This is a genomic window from Streptomyces sp. NPDC002701 (assembly GCF_042889045.1).
Classification (GTDB): Bacteria; Actinomycetota; Actinomycetes; order Streptomycetales; family Streptomycetaceae; genus Streptomyces.
This window is the reverse complement of the sequence record NZ_JBIAQL010000002.1, coordinates 619,267-633,481: the sequence shown is the minus strand read 5'-3', so window position 1 is coordinate 633,481 and position 14,215 is coordinate 619,267. Positions and strand designations below refer to the sequence as shown.

Genomic DNA, 14,215 nt, shown 5'->3' with positions numbered 1-14,215 from the left:
CGACACCAGAGGCTGAAAGTATGATCAACCAATGTCTGACATGACCGATACCACGCCCGGCTGGCTGCCTCACGACGAGCTGGAGCAGGCTCGCGCCCGCATGCCGATCCTGTACGTCGAAGCCGTGCCGGTGCGCGTCGACGACAGCGGCGAAGTGACCAGCATCGGACTGCTGCTCCGCATGGGGTCGGGCGGTGCGGTCAGCCGCGCGCTCGTCTCCGGCCGGGTGCTGCACCACGAGCGGGTCAGGGACGCCCTGCTGCGTCACCTGGAGAAGGATCTGGGCCCGGTCGCGCTCCCCCGGGTGCCCGCCTCGCTGCAGCCCTTCACGGTGGCCGAGTACTTCCCGACACTGGGCGCCACGCCGTTCCACGACCCGCGCCAGCACGCGGTGTCCCTGGCGTACATCGTCCCGGTCACCGGCGACTGCCGGCCCCGCCAGGACGCGCTGGACCTGGTCTGGTTCAGCCCCGAGGAGGCATCCTCCCCCATGGTCCTCAACGAGATGCCGGGCGGCCACGGCGCGCTGCTCAAGCAGGCCCTCGCGCATGTGGGCTGCCTGACCTGAAGGCACGCGGCGCGAGCTCCGCGGAGGTCTCGGCGGCGGGCCGTCACAGCAGGTGGGCCCGCCGCCGGAGCCAGCTGCTCGGACCGCCGATGAGACCCGCCTCGGTGAGGAACGGGACGACCTTCCCGGCCGACCGGCGCAGGGTCTCCCGGTAGGCGGGATTGCGGAGGGCTGCCCTGCGGGTGCGGCGGCGGGGAGGGCCGGGGCCGCCAACTGCCCGACTGGATCGGCACGCTGGTGGTCACCCTCGGCATCGGCAGCTTCGCGGCAGCGGTCGCGGCCCTGTCCGGTCTCGCCCTGCTGCGGCGCGAGCCCACCCCGACGGCGGCGGGGCCGGACGACGCACCGACGGCGGACGGACCCGGGGCCGCGGCGGTGTCCACGAACGAAAAGCCGCTCTCCCATCAAGTGAGAGAACGGCTCCGACCTGCAAAAGCTGGTCGGGACGACAGGATTTGAACCTGCGACCCCTTGACCCCCAGTCAAGTGCGCTACCAAGCTGCGCCACGTCCCGTTGCCCGTTGTGACCTGGGATTTCCCCTGGCTGAACGCGCACCGAAACAATACCGCACTCGAGTCGGTGGTCGCGCACTCCTTTTGTCCGCGGCCGCCTCTTGACCTCAATCTTGCTTGAGGTTGCACGATCGTCCGTATGACGACGACAGCGGAAGAACACCGGCACGGGTACGGCCACGGCGACAAGGACGGGGCCGGCGACGGCGACAGGGGCCGGAAGGGGCTCGACAGGTACGGCGCGCTGTCCGGCCTGATGGGGCTGATGAGCGGGGACGAGAAGCACGGCCCGGCGGCGACGTCCACGCTCGACGCGCTCTGGGTGCTCTACGACCGGGTGCTGCGGGTCGGCCCGGAGAGCGTGGACGACCCCGGACGGGACAGGTTCCTGCTCTCCAAGGGGCACGGCCCGATGGCGTACTACGCGGTGCTCGCCGCCAAGGGGTTCGTCCCGGTCGAGTGGCTCACGCGATTCGGCTCGTACGACTCGCCGCTCGGGCACCATCCGGACCGGGTGCTCGTGCCGGGCGCCGAGATCGGCAGCGGTTCGCTCGGGCACGGGCTGCCGATCGCCGTCGGCACGGCGCTGGGCCTGCGGGCCCAGGGACTCCACGACCCGCACGTGTGGGTGCTCGTCGGGGACGCCGAACTGGACGAGGGCAGCAACCACGAGGCCATCGCCTACGCGGGGCCCGCCGGACTCGACCGCCTGCATACCGTCGTGATCGACAACTCCTCCGCGACCTGGGCGCGGCCCGGCGGGATCGCCGCGAGGTTCGAGGCCGCGGGCTGGTCCGCCACCACCGTCGACGGCCGGGACCACGAGGCCCTGTACAGCGCGTTCACGGCGCCGCATCCGGGACGTCCCCATGTGGTCGTCGCCCGGGTCGAGCCGAAGGGCGAGTGAGGGAGCGGTTCCCGCCCGCTCCCTCCGCTGCCCGCCGCTCCTGCCTCTCCTGACTCTCTCCGCCTCTGGCCCTTTTGAAAGGTTTCCCATGGACACCATGCGTGACCGGTTCGCACCTGTCGTCTCGCGGTTGCTCGACGAGGATCCGCGCGTCGCCGTCGTCCTCGCCGAGATCGGTGCGGCCGGTTTCGAGGAGGCCGGCCGCCGGCATCCGGACCGGGTGATCAACGTCGGCATCCGCGAGCAGCTGCTGATCGGGGCGGGCGCGGGCCTGGCGCTGACCGGCCTGCGGCCCGTGGTGCACACCTTCGCCAGTTTCCTCGTCGAGCGCCCCTTCGAGCAGGTCAAGCTGGACCTCGGGCACCAGGACGCCGGCGCGGTGCTGGTCAGCGCGGCCGCGTCGTTCGACTGGCCGGCGGGCGGCTACACCCACATGTCCCCCGGCGACGTCGCCCTGCTCGACACCCTGGACGGCTGGACCGTACACGTGCCGGGACACCCGGACGAGGCCGAGACGCTGCTGCGGCACGCCGTCGCGGCGGGCGACGACAAGGTGTACGTGCGGCTGTCCGAGCAGTCCAACGCCGAGGCGTCTCCCGTCGACGGCGCCCGGTTCCGCACCGTCCGCGAGGGCCGGGCCGGTGTGGTCGTCGCGGTCGGCCCCCTGCTCGACGGGGTGCTCGGCGCGACGGAGGGGCTCGACGTCACCGTGCTGTACGCGACGACCGTGCGGCCCTTCGACGCGGCGGCGCTGCGGCGGGCCACGGCAGCGGCCGGCACCGACGTGGTACTGGTCGAGCCGTACCTGGCCGGGACGTCGACGGCAGCCGTGAACGACGCCCTCGTGAACCTCCCGCACCGCGTGCTCGGCCTCGGTGTCGGACGCCGGGAACTGCGCCGCTACGGCCTCGTCGAGGAGCATGTGGCGGCGCACGGGCTGGACGCGGCGACGCTGCGGGAGCGGATCGCCGGGTTCCTGGACGCGCGGGTGCGGGTCTGAGCCCGCAGGACGGGGCCTCCCCGCAGGGCCTCGTGCGGGGCACCGCGCCGCCGCCCCGTACGACGGCCGCACTCCTTCCGGCCCCGTCGGCAGCAGTCCGTGCGGTGGGAGCGCGGCCCCCGTGCGCCGCGCTCCCACCGCCTTCGGATCATGCCACGCGGCACTGACAACGCACCTCAGCCGCCCGCCGCGATCCCCAACTCCGGGTAGGACTCCAGCAACCGGGCCGGCGCGGCCTGGCGCCAGGAGTCCGCCAGGATGTCACGCAGCTCGTCCGCGTCCTCCAGGGCGGCGAGCCGCACCCGTACCCAGGCGAAGCCGGCCTCGTGGTCGGCGATCCAGAACTTCCCGGGCTCCGCGAGGACCAGTTCGTCGCGCTCGTCCTTGGGACAGCGCACGGCGATGGACGTCTCCTCCTCCGGCAGGGTGGCGAACATCTTCCCCGCCACCCGGAAGGTGGGCATGCTCCAGGCGGTCTTCTCCGTCGTGTCCGGCAGAGAGAGACAGATTCGGCGTACGTCTTCGGCATCCTGCATGGGACGCACCGTAGCCAATGACACTGACAACGACCTGCGGGATGCTGTCCCAGATGCGGGACGATCCCCTTCATCTCACCGCACGGGGGCCACGTCCGCCAGCGCCTCCAGCACCGGCCGGATCAGCGGGTGGGCCTCGGCTCCCCGGCGTACCGCGGCGAAGACCCGGCGGGTGGGGGCGACGCCGTCGACCGGGCGGACGACCACTCCCGCGAGGTCCATGCCCAGGAGGGCCGAGCGCGGCACGAGGGCGACCCCCGCGTCCGCCGACGCCAGGGCGACGACCGCCCGGAAGTCGTCCGAGGAGTGTTCGAGACCGGGCTGGAAGCCGGCGTGCTCGCAGGCCAGGACCACCACGTCATGGCAGGGGTTTCCCGGGTACGGGCCGATCCAGGGGTCCTTCGCCAGCTCGGCGAGCGGCACCTCCGTACGGTCGGCGAGGCGGTGGTTCTGCGGCACGACGGCGTCGAACGGCTCGGCGTAGAGCGGGACGTGCGCGAGACGGGGGTCGTCGGCGTCCGGGGCGCCCCGGTACTCGACGGCGACGGCCACGTCGACCTGCCGGTCCAGCACCATCGGCAGGCTGGCGTCGCCCTCGGCGTCCTGGACCCGCAGACGGATGCCGGGCGCCGTGCGCGCGAGCCGGGCCAGGGCGGGCGCGACGACCAGGCCGATACCGGTCGCGAAGGAGGCGACGGTGACCGTCCCGGCGGAACCCGAGCTGTACGCGGCGAGTTCCGCCTCGGCCCGCTCCAGCTGGGCGAGGACCGCGTTGGTGTGGCTGAGCAGGATCTCGCCCGCGGGAGTCAGCCGTACGCCCCGGGCCCCGCGCTCGACCAGCCGGTGCCCCGTCTCCTGCTCCAGGGCCGTCAGCTGCTGGGAGACCGCGGAGGGGGTGAGGTAGAGCGCGGCGGCAGCGGCGGTCACCGTACGGTGGTCGGCAACCGCCCGGAGGATGTGGAGCCGCCGCGCTTCGATCATGCGACCGATTCTCTCAAAGGTTCACGCCGTGCGGCTCAGGCTGCCTCCGCCAGCTCCGCGCGGGCCGCCACGAAGGCGTCCACGGCGCGGTTCACGTCCTCGGTGGAGTGCGCGGCGGACAGCTGTACGCGGATCCGGGCCCTGCCCTGCGGGACCACGGGGTACGAGAAGCCGATCACGTACACCCCGCGCTCCAGGAGCAGCTCCGCCATCCGTCCGGCCACGGACGCGTCGCCGATCATCACCGGGGCGATGGCGTGGTCGCCGGGAAGGATGTCGAAGCCCTCCTCGGTCATCCGGGAGCGGAACAGCGCGGTGTTCGCCGCGAGCCGCTCGCGCAGGTCGTCGGCCGACTCCAGCAGGTCCAGGACCCTGAGCGAGGCGGCGGCGATCACCGGGGCCAGGGTGTTCGAGAACAGGTACGGGCGTGAGCGCTGGCGCAGCAGCGCGACGATCTCGGCGCGGGCGGCGACGTACCCGCCGGACGCGCCGCCGAGGGCCTTGCCGAGGGTGCCCGTGATGATGTCGACGCGGTCCATGACGCCGTGCAGTTCGGGGGTGCCCCGGCCGCCCGGGCCGACGAAGCCGACGGCGTGCGAGTCGTCGACCATCACCATGGCGTCGTAGCGGTCGGCGAGGTCGCAGATCTCGCGCAGCGGGGCCACGTAGCCGTCCATGGAGAAGACGCCGTCGGTGACGACCAGCCTGCGGCGGGCTCCCGCGGCCTCCTTCAACTGCTGTTCCAGGTCGGCGAGATCACGGTTCGCGTAGCGGAACCTGCGGGCCTTCGACAGCCGGATGCCGTCGATGATCGACGCGTGGTTGAGGGCGTCGGAGATGACCGCGTCCTCCGCGCCGAGCAGGGTCTCGAACACTCCGCCGTTGGCGTCGAAGCACGAGGAGTAGAGGATCGTGTCCTCCTGGCCGAGGAACGCGGACAGCCGCGCCTCCAGCTCCTTGTGCACCTCCTGCGTACCGCAGATGAAGCGCACGGACGCCATGCCGTAGCCCCAGCGGTCGAGCGCCTCGTGGGCGGCGGCGACGACCTCCGGGTGGTCGGCGAGGCCGAGGTAGTTGTTGGCGCAGAAGTTCAGCACCTCACCGGGGCGGCCGCCCGCGGTGACGTTCACGGTCGCGGACTGCGGGGTGCCGATGACGCGCTCGGGCTTGTGCAGTCCGGCGGCGCGGATCTCTTCGAGGGTGGTGCGGAGGTCGTCGCGTACGGAGTCGAACATCGTCAGTCCTTACAGAGTCCGGTGACCGGAGGCCGGAGCCCACGCGGGGTCCGGAGTTCTCGAATGCGTTCAGGTCGTCACATGGTCCAGTCGAGGATGACCTTGCCGCCGCGGCCGCTCGCCGCGTCCTCGAAGGCCGCCTCGAAGTCACGGTGACCGTAGCGGCCGGTGATCACGGGCGCGAGGTCGAGGCCGCCCTCCAGGAGCACCGACATCGCGTACCAGGTCTCGAACATCTCGCGTCCGTAGACGCCCTTGATCGTGATCATGGAGGTGACGATCCGGGACCAGTCGACGGCGAACTCCTCGGACGGCAGCCCGAGCATGGCGATCCGGCCGCCGTGCGTCATGTTGGCGAGCATGTCCCGCATCGCCACCGGGTTGCCGGACATCTCGAGGCCGATGTCGAAGCCCTCGCGCAGGCCGAGCGCGCGCTGCCCGTCGGCGATGCCCGACTCGCTCACGTTCAGCGCGAGGCTGACGCCGATCTTGCGGGCCAGGTCCAGGCGGTCCTCGCTGACGTCGGTGATCACGACGTGCCGGGCGCCGGCGTGCCGGGCGACCGCGGCGGCCATCAGGCCGATGGGGCCCGCGCCGGTGATCAGGACGTCCTCGCCGACCAGCGGGAAGGACAGCGCGGTGTGCACGGCGTTGCCGAACGGGTCGAAGATCGCGGCCACGTCGAGGTCGACGGGGACGCGGTGCACCCACACGTTGGACGCGGGCAGCGCCACGTACTCGGCGAACGCGCCGTCGCGTCCCACCCCGAGCCCCACCGTCGCGCGGCACAGGTGGCGCCGGCCCGCCTGGCAGTTGCGGCACTTCCCGCAGACGAGGTGGCCCTCGCCGCTGACCCGGTCGCCCACGGCGATGTCGGCGACGTCCCGGCCCGTCTCCACGACCTCGCCGACGAACTCGTGACCGACCACGAGGGGCGCCTCGATGGTCTGCTGCGCCCAGCCGTCCCAGTTGCGGATGTGCAGGTCGGTGCCGCAGATACCGGTCCGCAGGACCTTGATCAGCACGTCGCCGGGACCGACGACCGGCTCCGGCACGTCCATGAGCCGCAGCCCGGGCTCCGCCTTCTCCTTGACCAGCGCCTTCAACGGGGCTCCCGTGCGTGAGGTCCCGGATCGAGGCATACCGAAGGGCACCCGCACCGGGGAGAGGAGTGGATTCGGTCAGCAATCTGCCGTACACCGGGGCCCCGGGTCCATCGAGGTTTTCTTAAGCGCCGCCGCAGCTTTCCTTCACACCGGTGCGTACGCGGCCGGGCGGGCCCCGCTCAGAAGCCGCCCTCCCGCAGCTCGATGCGTTCGACCAGCTCGGCGGCCATCGCCTTGATGGTGTCCAGGCCGGCCCTCCCCCAGGGTCTGGGCCCGACATCGGTGACGCACACCGTGCCGAGCGCGATGCCCGTGCGGTCGAGGAGAGGCGCGCCGAGGTAGGTACGGATACCGAACTCGTCGACGACCGGGTTGCCGGCGAAGCGCGGATAGTCCCGGACGTCCTCCAGCACCAGCGCCTTGCGGCGGACCACCACATGGGGACAGAAGCCGTAGTCGCGGGCCAGGTGGCGGCAGAGTCCGAACTGCGCGACCTTCGTACCGCCCCCGTCCCCGCCCCTGCTGCCGTCGTCGCTCCCGCCACCGCCGCTGCCGGGCACGCCGGCGGGCCGGGTGTGCAGTCCCGCGAAGAACTGCCGCTCCTCGCCGATGAAGTTGACCATCGCGTACGGCGCCCCGGCCAGCCCGGCCAGCCGCTCCGCGAACGCGTCCAGGGCCGGTTCGGCGCGCTGCCCCAGGCCCAGCACGCGCAGGCGGGACGCTCGCGCGGGTGCCTCCCTGTCCTCGGGCGTGAGCAGCAGTCGACCGGCCGTGCGCGGCGGGTCGTAGCTCATGTGTGTGCTCCGTGACTGGGGGCGCGCGAGGGCGCGTGGGCGAGGAGGTGCCGGACGAGCGTGAGCAGGGTCTGCACTCCTGAACTGGAGATCCGTGCGTCGCAGCGGACGATCGGTACGTCCGGGTCGAGGTCGATGGCGGCTCGCACCTCCTCCGGGTCGTAGCGGAAGCCCCCGTCGAACTCGTTGACGGCGACGATGAAGCCGAGACCGCGCTGTTCGAAGAAGTCGACGGCGGCGAAGCACTCCTCCAGACGGCGGGTGTCGGCGAGGACGACCGCGCCGAGCGCGCCTTCGGAGAGCTCGTCCCACATGAACCAGAACCGTTCCTGTCCGGGCGTGCCGAACAGGTACAGCACGTGTTCCGGGTCCAGGGTGATGCGCCCGAAGTCCATCGCGACGGTCGTCTCGACCTTGTTCTCGATGCCGTCGAGCTTGTCGGTCGCGGCGCTGACCGTGGTCAGCAGTTCCTCCGTGCTGAGTGGCGCGATCTCGCTCACCGCGCCGACGAAGGTGGTCTTGCCCACCCCGAAACCTCCCGCCACCAGGATCTTCAACGCGGTGGGGAAAGGGTCAGAGCTGTCGTCGTAGTCCATCGAGCACTGCCTCCAGAAGAGACCGGTCAGTGGGGTTGTGGTGGAACGTGGGGGCCTTCGTGGACAGCGCCCCGCAGTCGACCAGATCGGACAGCAGCACCTTGGTCACCGCCGCCGGCAGCTTCAGGTGCGCGGCCACCTCGGCCACCGACACGGGGTCGCGGCACAGTTCGAGGGCCTGGGCGTGCTCCGGGCCGAGGTAGCCGAGGGGGGTGACGCCGGTGGCCATCACATGGGACAGGAGGTCGAGCGCGGTGCTCGGCCGGGTCCGTCCGTTGCTGACCTGGTAGGGACGCACAAGGCGTCCGGCCGCCCCGTCGAGCCAGGGCCCGTCACCGGCCGCGGCCACGGTCAGGACCTCATCGCCGAAGGTTCGACGGAGTGCTGCCGCGGGGCGGTCACCAGGTACGGGCGGACGCTCTTGACCAGCATCGCCATCTCGTAGCCGAGGACGGCCGCGTCGGCGTCGCGGCCGGCCAGCACGGCCAGACAGGTGCCGGAACCCGCGGTGGTCACGAAGAGCAGCGTGGAGTCCAGTTCGACGACGACCTGGCGTACGTCTCCGCCGTCGCCGAAGCGGACGCCCGCGCTGCGCCCCAGGGAGTAGAGCCCCGAGGCCAGCGCGGCCATGTGGTCGGCGCTGTCGGGATCGAGTCCGTGCACCGATTTCACGAGGCCGTCGCAGGACAGCAGCACCGCGCTTCTGGTGTGCGGTACGCGCTGTACCAAACCACTCATCAGCCAGTCGAGGTCGGATGCGTGGCCGGTCGGCACATCGCTCGCCATGGGGGATCGACTCCTTGAAGTACGAAGGTCTGCGGGGGCGCACGTGCGGGTGGGGGCGGCGTGGTTCATCCGGCCGGTGTGCTCCCGTCGTGCCGGGCGGTGAGTTCGTGACCGGACGCGTGCGCGCTCTCCCGCGCGGCGGGCGCTCCGGTCGGCGCGGACGGTCCGGTGGGCACGGCCGGTTCGGCCGGCGCGGACGGTTCGGTCATCGGCGCGGACGGATGGGCGGGGCCCACGGGGTCCACGTCCCGGTACTGGGCCTCGGCGAGCCCGACTCCGCGCTGGAACGCCGCCATCAGGCCGGGGTCGTGTCCTACGAGGAACTCGGACTCCTGCCGGGGCGCGGGCCCGCCGCGCAGCTCCGGCACCATGTGCTCCTGGGCCCGCCGTCTGGGCAGCTGGGGCCGGGACGTACTGCCGCGCGCCGCGCCGTTGCGGGGAGTGGGCGGCCGGGCGGCGTTCTCGGCGACGAACCGCCGGTCGCCGGGCCGGACACCGGGGACGGCCTCGGCCGGGTTGGCCCTCGTCTCGGCGCCGCGCACCGGCAGCGGGACGGGGGCGCCGCCACCGTTCACCACGGTCAGCCCGACGGGCGTACCGTCCCGCTGTGCCGCTGCCGGCACACCACGGGCAGGCGTCCCCTGTACTGAGGCCGCCCCATGCGTTGGGACCCCATGTGCCGGGGAGCTCTGCGCCGAGGTGTCCTGCCATGCCGTACCACCGTGGCCACGCACATCCTGCGAGTACATCCCCTGCGCCGGCGTGCCACGGGAGACCGCCGTCCCATGGGTGGGCGTGCCAGGAGAGGGCGTCCCATGGGCCGGCGCGCCATGGACGGGCGCCGCCCGCACCGGGACCCCGGGCGCCCCGGAGCGCCCGTCGCCCTCCGCTCCGAGCAGCGCCTGCGGCACGACCAGTACGGCCTGCACTCCGCCGTAGATGTTGGTCTGCAGCCGGACGGCGATCCCGTGCCGGCGGGCGAGCTGCGAGACGACGAACAGCCCGATCCGGCCGTCCTGCAGCAGACTCGCGACGTTCACCTGATCGGGGTCGGCGAGCAGCGCGTTCATCTTGTGCTGCTCGGCCGGCGGCATGCCGAGCCCGCGGTCCTCGACCTCGACGGCGAGCCCGGACGTGACCACGTTCGCCCGCAGCAGCACCTGGGTGTGCGGCGCCGAGAACACCGTCGCGTTCTCGACGAGTTCGGCCAGCAGATGGATCACGTCGGCCACGGCGTGGCCGCGGACGGTCCCGTCGACGGGCGGTACGAGTTTGACCCGTGAGTACTGCTCGACCTCCGCCGTCGCGGAGCGCAGCACCTCGGTCATGGAGACGGGATTGCTCCACTGCCGGCGCGAGACGGCGCCGCCGAGCACCGCGAGGTTCTCGGCGTGGCGCCGGATACGGGTGGCGAGGTGGTCGACGTGGAAGAGGCCCTTGAGGAGGTCCGGGTCCTCGATCTGGTTCTCCAGCTCGTCGAGGATCGAGATCTCGCGGTGCACGAGGGACTGGAGCCGCCGGGCCAGATTGACGAAGACCTCGACCTTCTGCTCGCTGCCCGCGTGGCTGGAGAGCTGCGCGGCCTGGACCACCGCGGCGATCGCGCCGTCGTGGGCGGACGCCAGGTCGTCGGCGAGCAGGTCGAAGTCGTCGGCGTCCGGGGCGGGCCGGCCGCGCGGTCTGCGGGCGGGCGGCCCGTCCCCGCGGCGCAGCGTCTCGACGAGGGTGTGCAGCTCGGCCTGCCCGCGGGCGCTGGTGCGGCGCAGCGAACCGACGCGGTCGTGCACGGACCGGGCGGCGCGTTCGGCGGCGACGGTGGCGATCACGATGGCCGCGAGAGCGACCGCGACGGCTCCGGCGAGCACGATCCACAGGGTGGGGCCCGGGCGCGCGCCGGCCGTGCGGACGGTGAAGAGCACGGCGGCGCTCGCGCTGAGGGCCACGGCGAGGGGCGGGAGGACCGCGAGACGGAGCAGTTGGGGCCGTATGTGGGTCTCGGGCAGCGTGGGGGTGGCGCGGGCGACCGGCCGCCCGTGCCGTCCGCCCTCGCGGCGGTCTGCGCGTGCGGCCGGTGCGCGGAGGTGAGACATCGACGTCCTCGTACTGGTGTGTCGGGGCTGTGGGGCTCCCCCGGTCTGCGATCGAGGCGTGTGCCGGCTGGGGGCGTACGCCATCGCTGCGCCGGGCGCGAGGGCCGTGCATGCGGCCCTGCGTCGCTCAGCGGCCACTCACAGTAGTCGCCACCGCATCACGTGTGGTGGGCAGTTGACGAAGTCCGACGGCCGACGTCCCGCTCTGGTATGAGCGTTCGTACGACAGACCGATAAGCCCCTTCAGTGTGCGGAGCACGACTGCTCGCACCACGCGTCGAATCGATCGCACCTGGTCAGAAGCGGTCATCGAAAAACGGCGAGGGCCGGGGGAGCTGTTCGCTCCCCCGGCCCTCGCCGAGCGCCTTCCGGCACGTCCACGTCACCCGGTCGGTACCGACTCCGGGTCTCCGGTGTCCGTCGCCCTGTCACGCGGCGTGTCACGCGGTGCGGCGTGCGGCGTCTCCCGCACGGCGGGCCAGCCGCCCTGTGGTGCCCGGGCCACCCCGCGCCACCAGGGCTCGGAGGGAACGGTCTCGGCCGTGGGTTCGAAGGGTTCGCCGGGGCGGGGCAGCGCGATCCGGGCACCCGCCTCGTGGGCGGCGGCGACGGTGCCCTCCCCCGGCTCGGCCCAGGGGTGCGTCGCGAGGTTGAACGTGGCCCAGTGGATCGGCATCATCACGCCGGAGGGGCTGCCGCCCTGGAGGTCCAGGTGGGCCCGCATGCCCTCCTCGGGCGTCATGTGGATGTCGGGCCAGAACTCGCTGTAGGCACCGATCTGGATCATCGTGGCGTCGAAGGGACCGTACGTGGCGCCGATGTCCTGGAAGCCCTTGAAGTACCCGGTGTCGCCGCTGTGGTAGATCCGGTGCTCGTCGCCCGCCACCGCCCACGAGGCCCAGAGGGTGTGCTGCGTGTTGCGCAGGCCGCGGCCGCAGAAGTGCCGGGCCGGTGTGGCGGTCAGGGAGATGCCGCCGACCTTCGTCGTCTCGTGCCAGTCCAGCTCGCGCAGCCGGTCCGCCGGGACGCCCCAGTGCTCCAGGTGGGCGCCGACGCCGAGGGGCACCGCGAACACCGTGTCCGTGTCGGCCAGGGCCTTGATCGTGGGGAGGTCCAGGTGGTCGTAGTGGTCGTGGGAGATGACCACCACGTCGACCGGGCCGAGTGCCGCCAGCGGCACGGGCACGGGGTGCAGCCGCTTGGGCCCGGCGAAGGCGACCGGAGAGCACCTCTCGCCCCAGACGGGGTCGAAGAGGACCCGGTGCCCGTCGATCTCGGCGAGCACGCTGGAGTGGCCCATCCACGTCAGCCGCAGCCCCGAGGCCGGCGGCGACGCGAGGTCGGCGAGGGTCGTGGCATGCACCGGCACGACGCCGGCCGGAGCGCGGCGGACGCGCTCCTCCTTACGGAAGTAGATCTTCGCGACCTCGAGCATGGCGCCGTCCGGACGGGGGGCGCCCTCGGGGTTGCGGAAGACGCCGTCCGCGTAGTTCGGGGATCTGCGGATGCGCTCCATGCGCTCGCCACTCGGATCCGCACCGAATGCGGCGGGGCGCAGAGCACGGAGCCCGGAGCTCAGGGAACGGGAACCGGTCACGGCACCTCCAGGTGGGTGGGTCTGTTTTTCCATTATGGTCACCGCCTCCGACAGCGCCGGGTCGGGCACATGACGGGAGGGTGTCCGTGCCGGGCACGGCCAGGGGGTGTCGTCCGGATCACTCCGGACGCCGTCACCGTCCCGAAGATCCCTTCAGTACGGTGACAGACCTGCCCGGCACTTTCCCTACTGACCGATCGTTCAGTGGCGGCGGTGCCGGACCGGCAGCGGGGCACCGACTGCGCCCCGCTCCCAGCCCGTCAAACGTTCCAACGCCGATCTCTGTTCCCGAGGAGACCATGTGACCGCCGCGGACGGCACTCCCCTGTTGTCGCTCACCTGGACCGACCATGTCACCGGCCGCCGGGGGCACCTGGTCGTGGACCGTCTGGTGCGCGGTGTCTCCAGCGGCGGGCTGCGGATGCGGGCGGGGTGCACGCTGGACGAAGTCGCGGGCCTGGCCAGGGGGATGACCATGAAGGAGGCGCTGCACTACAACCCCGAGGGCCGCTACGTCCCGCTCGGCGGCGCCAAGGGCGGCATCGACTGCGACCCCCGGGACCCGGAGGCGTACGGCCTGCTCGTGCGCTATCTGCGCGCGATGCGCCCGTACATCGAGAACCACTGGACCACCGGCGAGGACCTCGGGCTCACCCAGGACCTCGTCGACCGGGCCGCCTCGGAGGCGGGGCTCGTGTCGTCGATCCAGGCCGTGTATCCGCTGCTCGACGACGAGGGGGCGGCACGGCGGCGGCTGGCGGACGCGTTCGCGGTGGAGGTGGACGGCATCGGCCTGGACGAACTGGTCGGCGGCTGCGGGGTGGCCGAGTCGGTGCTCACGGCCCTGGACCGGGCCGGGACCGCGTACGGCGGGACGCGGGTCGCCGTGCAGGGGCTGGGCACCATGGGCGGGGCCACGGCCCGGTTCCTGGCGCGGGCGGGTCTGAGCGTCGTGGCGGTCGCCGACGTGAAGGGCACGATCGCCAACCCGGCGGGGCTGGACGTCGAGGCGCTGCTCGCCGCGCGCGACGCGTACGGCACGGTGGACCGCGCGGCCCTGCGTCCCGCCGACCGCGAACTGGCCGCCGACGCCTGGCTGTCCGCCGGGGCGGACGTACTGGTGCCGGCCGCGGTCTCGTACGCCGTCGACACCGTCAACCAGGCCCGGATCACGGCGCGTTGGATCGTCGAGGCGGCCAACATGCCCGTCCTGCCCGAGGCGGAGGAGCTGCTCGCCGCGCGCGGTGTCACCGTCCTGCCGGACGTCGTGGTCAACTCCGGGACCAACGCCTGGTGGTGGTGGACGCTGTTCGGTGACATCGGGGCCGACGCGGACGAGGCGTTCGCGTACACGCGGCGCTCGATGCGCGCCCTGGTCGACCGGACGCTCGCGCGCGCGGAGGCCGACGGCACCACCGCGCGCGCGGCGGCGCACGCCATCGCCGCGGAGCGGCTGCCGGTGATCGCCGAGCGGTTCGGCTGGTACCGGTGACGGTCCCTGCGCGG

General features: G+C 72.6%; 14 protein-coding genes and 1 tRNA gene. 4 read left to right on the top strand and 11 right to left on the bottom strand.

The annotated features are described in order from the left end of the window. The first annotated feature begins 40 nt into the window (after positions 1-40). Entirely contained in the window at positions 41-568 is a 528-nt protein-coding gene (locus ACFYXC_RS07120; protein WP_388906356.1) for an NUDIX hydrolase family protein, read from the top strand. Between the two features lie 437 nt (positions 569-1,005). On the opposite strand, the gene ACFYXC_RS07115 is transcribed toward ACFYXC_RS07120, so the two are convergent. Continuing rightward, a tRNA-Pro gene (locus tag ACFYXC_RS07115) sits at positions 1,006-1,082 on the bottom strand. Positions 1,083-1,337: 255 nt separating this feature from the next. Between ACFYXC_RS07115 and ACFYXC_RS07110 the strand changes: the two genes are divergently transcribed. Continuing rightward, positions 1,338-1,988 (top strand): transketolase, encoded by a 651-nt coding sequence (locus tag ACFYXC_RS07110; protein ID WP_389548416.1) that lies wholly within the window; start codon positions 1,338-1,340, stop codon positions 1,986-1,988. 88 nt (positions 1,989-2,076) lie between these two features. Further along, positions 2,077-2,988, top strand: coding sequence for a transketolase family protein (locus tag ACFYXC_RS07105; RefSeq protein WP_388905212.1), 912 nt, complete (start codon positions 2,077-2,079; stop codon positions 2,986-2,988). Positions 2,989-3,164: 176 nt separating this feature from the next. Here ACFYXC_RS07105 and ACFYXC_RS07100 read toward each other — a convergent pair whose 3' ends face one another. From ACFYXC_RS07100 to ACFYXC_RS07055, 10 genes are all read right to left on the bottom strand, one after another. Beyond that, positions 3,165-3,524 carry an MmcQ/YjbR family DNA-binding protein gene (locus ACFYXC_RS07100; protein WP_389547870.1) on the bottom strand — a complete coding sequence of 120 codons (360 nt, stop codon included), beginning with the start codon at positions 3,522-3,524 and terminating at the stop codon, positions 3,165-3,167. Between the two features lie 75 nt (positions 3,525-3,599). After that, entirely contained in the window at positions 3,600-4,505 is a 906-nt protein-coding gene (locus ACFYXC_RS07095; RefSeq protein ID WP_388905210.1) for a LysR family transcriptional regulator, read from the bottom strand. 35 nt (positions 4,506-4,540) lie between these two features. Continuing rightward, positions 4,541-5,740: a glycine C-acetyltransferase gene (locus tag ACFYXC_RS07090; RefSeq protein ID WP_389547867.1), complete on the bottom strand. Its 1,200-nt coding sequence runs from the start codon at positions 5,738-5,740 to the stop codon at positions 4,541-4,543. A 77-nt stretch (positions 5,741-5,817) separates the two neighbouring features. Continuing rightward, complete coding sequence (gene tdh / locus ACFYXC_RS07085) at positions 5,818-6,846, bottom strand: L-threonine 3-dehydrogenase (RefSeq protein ID WP_389547864.1); 1,029 nt, start codon at positions 6,844-6,846, stop codon at positions 5,818-5,820. A 179-nt stretch (positions 6,847-7,025) separates the two neighbouring features. Further along, positions 7,026-7,640, bottom strand: coding sequence for a GAF domain-containing protein (locus ACFYXC_RS07080; RefSeq protein ID WP_389547861.1), 615 nt, complete (start codon positions 7,638-7,640; stop codon positions 7,026-7,028). After that, complete coding sequence (locus ACFYXC_RS07075) at positions 7,637-8,236, bottom strand: ATP/GTP-binding protein (RefSeq protein WP_388905203.1); 600 nt, start codon at positions 8,234-8,236, stop codon at positions 7,637-7,639. Before ACFYXC_RS07075 ends, ACFYXC_RS07080 begins: the two co-directional genes overlap by 4 nt. After that, complete coding sequence (locus tag ACFYXC_RS07070) at positions 8,214-8,585, bottom strand: DUF742 domain-containing protein (RefSeq protein WP_388905202.1); 372 nt, start codon at positions 8,583-8,585, stop codon at positions 8,214-8,216. The genes ACFYXC_RS07075 and ACFYXC_RS07070 overlap by 23 nt, the downstream gene beginning before the upstream one ends. A 2-nt stretch (positions 8,586-8,587) precedes the next feature. Continuing rightward, complete coding sequence (locus ACFYXC_RS07065; RefSeq protein WP_388905201.1) at positions 8,588-9,022, bottom strand: roadblock/LC7 domain-containing protein; 435 nt, start codon at positions 9,020-9,022, stop codon at positions 8,588-8,590. 65 nt (positions 9,023-9,087) lie between these two features. After that, positions 9,088-11,112 carry an ATP-binding protein gene (locus ACFYXC_RS07060; RefSeq protein WP_389547858.1) on the bottom strand — a complete coding sequence of 675 codons (2,025 nt, stop codon included), beginning with the start codon at positions 11,110-11,112 and terminating at the stop codon, positions 9,088-9,090. 382 nt (positions 11,113-11,494) lie between these two features. Continuing rightward, a complete protein-coding gene (locus tag ACFYXC_RS07055; RefSeq protein WP_389547855.1) occupies positions 11,495-12,709 on the bottom strand; it encodes an MBL fold metallo-hydrolase in 1,215 nt (404 codons plus the stop codon). 301 nt (positions 12,710-13,010) lie between these two features. Here ACFYXC_RS07055 and ACFYXC_RS07050 point away from each other — a divergent pair, with 301 nt between their 5' ends. Then, complete coding sequence (locus ACFYXC_RS07050; protein WP_389547853.1) at positions 13,011-14,201, top strand: Glu/Leu/Phe/Val dehydrogenase dimerization domain-containing protein; 1,191 nt, start codon at positions 13,011-13,013, stop codon at positions 14,199-14,201. Positions 14,202-14,215: the final 14 nt, after the last annotated feature.

Bases quoted from the DNA above. Each gene is read 5' to 3' on its own strand.
- ACFYXC_RS07080 (WP_389547861.1), bottom strand. From the start codon at position 7,640: ATGAGCTACGACCCGCCGCGCACGGCCGGTCGACTGCTGCTCACGCCC.
- ACFYXC_RS07100 (WP_389547870.1), bottom strand. From the start codon at position 3,524: ATGCAGGATGCCGAAGACGTACGCCGAATCTGTCTCTCTCTGCCGGAC.
- ACFYXC_RS07090 (WP_389547867.1), bottom strand. From the start codon at position 5,740: ATGTTCGACTCCGTACGCGACGACCTCCGCACCACCCTCGAAGAGATC.
- ACFYXC_RS07105 (WP_388905212.1), top strand. From the start codon at position 2,077: ATGGACACCATGCGTGACCGGTTCGCACCTGTCGTCTCGCGGTTGCTC.
- ACFYXC_RS07060 (WP_389547858.1), bottom strand. From the start codon at position 11,112: ATGTCTCACCTCCGCGCACCGGCCGCACGCGCAGACCGCCGCGAGGGC.
- ACFYXC_RS07110 (WP_389548416.1), top strand. From the start codon at position 1,338: ATGGGGCTGATGAGCGGGGACGAGAAGCACGGCCCGGCGGCGACGTCC.
- ACFYXC_RS07075 (WP_388905203.1), bottom strand. From the start codon at position 8,236: ATGGACTACGACGACAGCTCTGACCCTTTCCCCACCGCGTTGAAGATC.
- ACFYXC_RS07065 (WP_388905201.1), bottom strand. From the start codon at position 9,022: ATGGCGAGCGATGTGCCGACCGGCCACGCATCCGACCTCGACTGGCTG.
- ACFYXC_RS07095 (WP_388905210.1), bottom strand. From the start codon at position 4,505: ATGATCGAAGCGCGGCGGCTCCACATCCTCCGGGCGGTTGCCGACCAC.
- ACFYXC_RS07120 (WP_388906356.1), top strand. From the start codon at position 41: ATGACCGATACCACGCCCGGCTGGCTGCCTCACGACGAGCTGGAGCAG.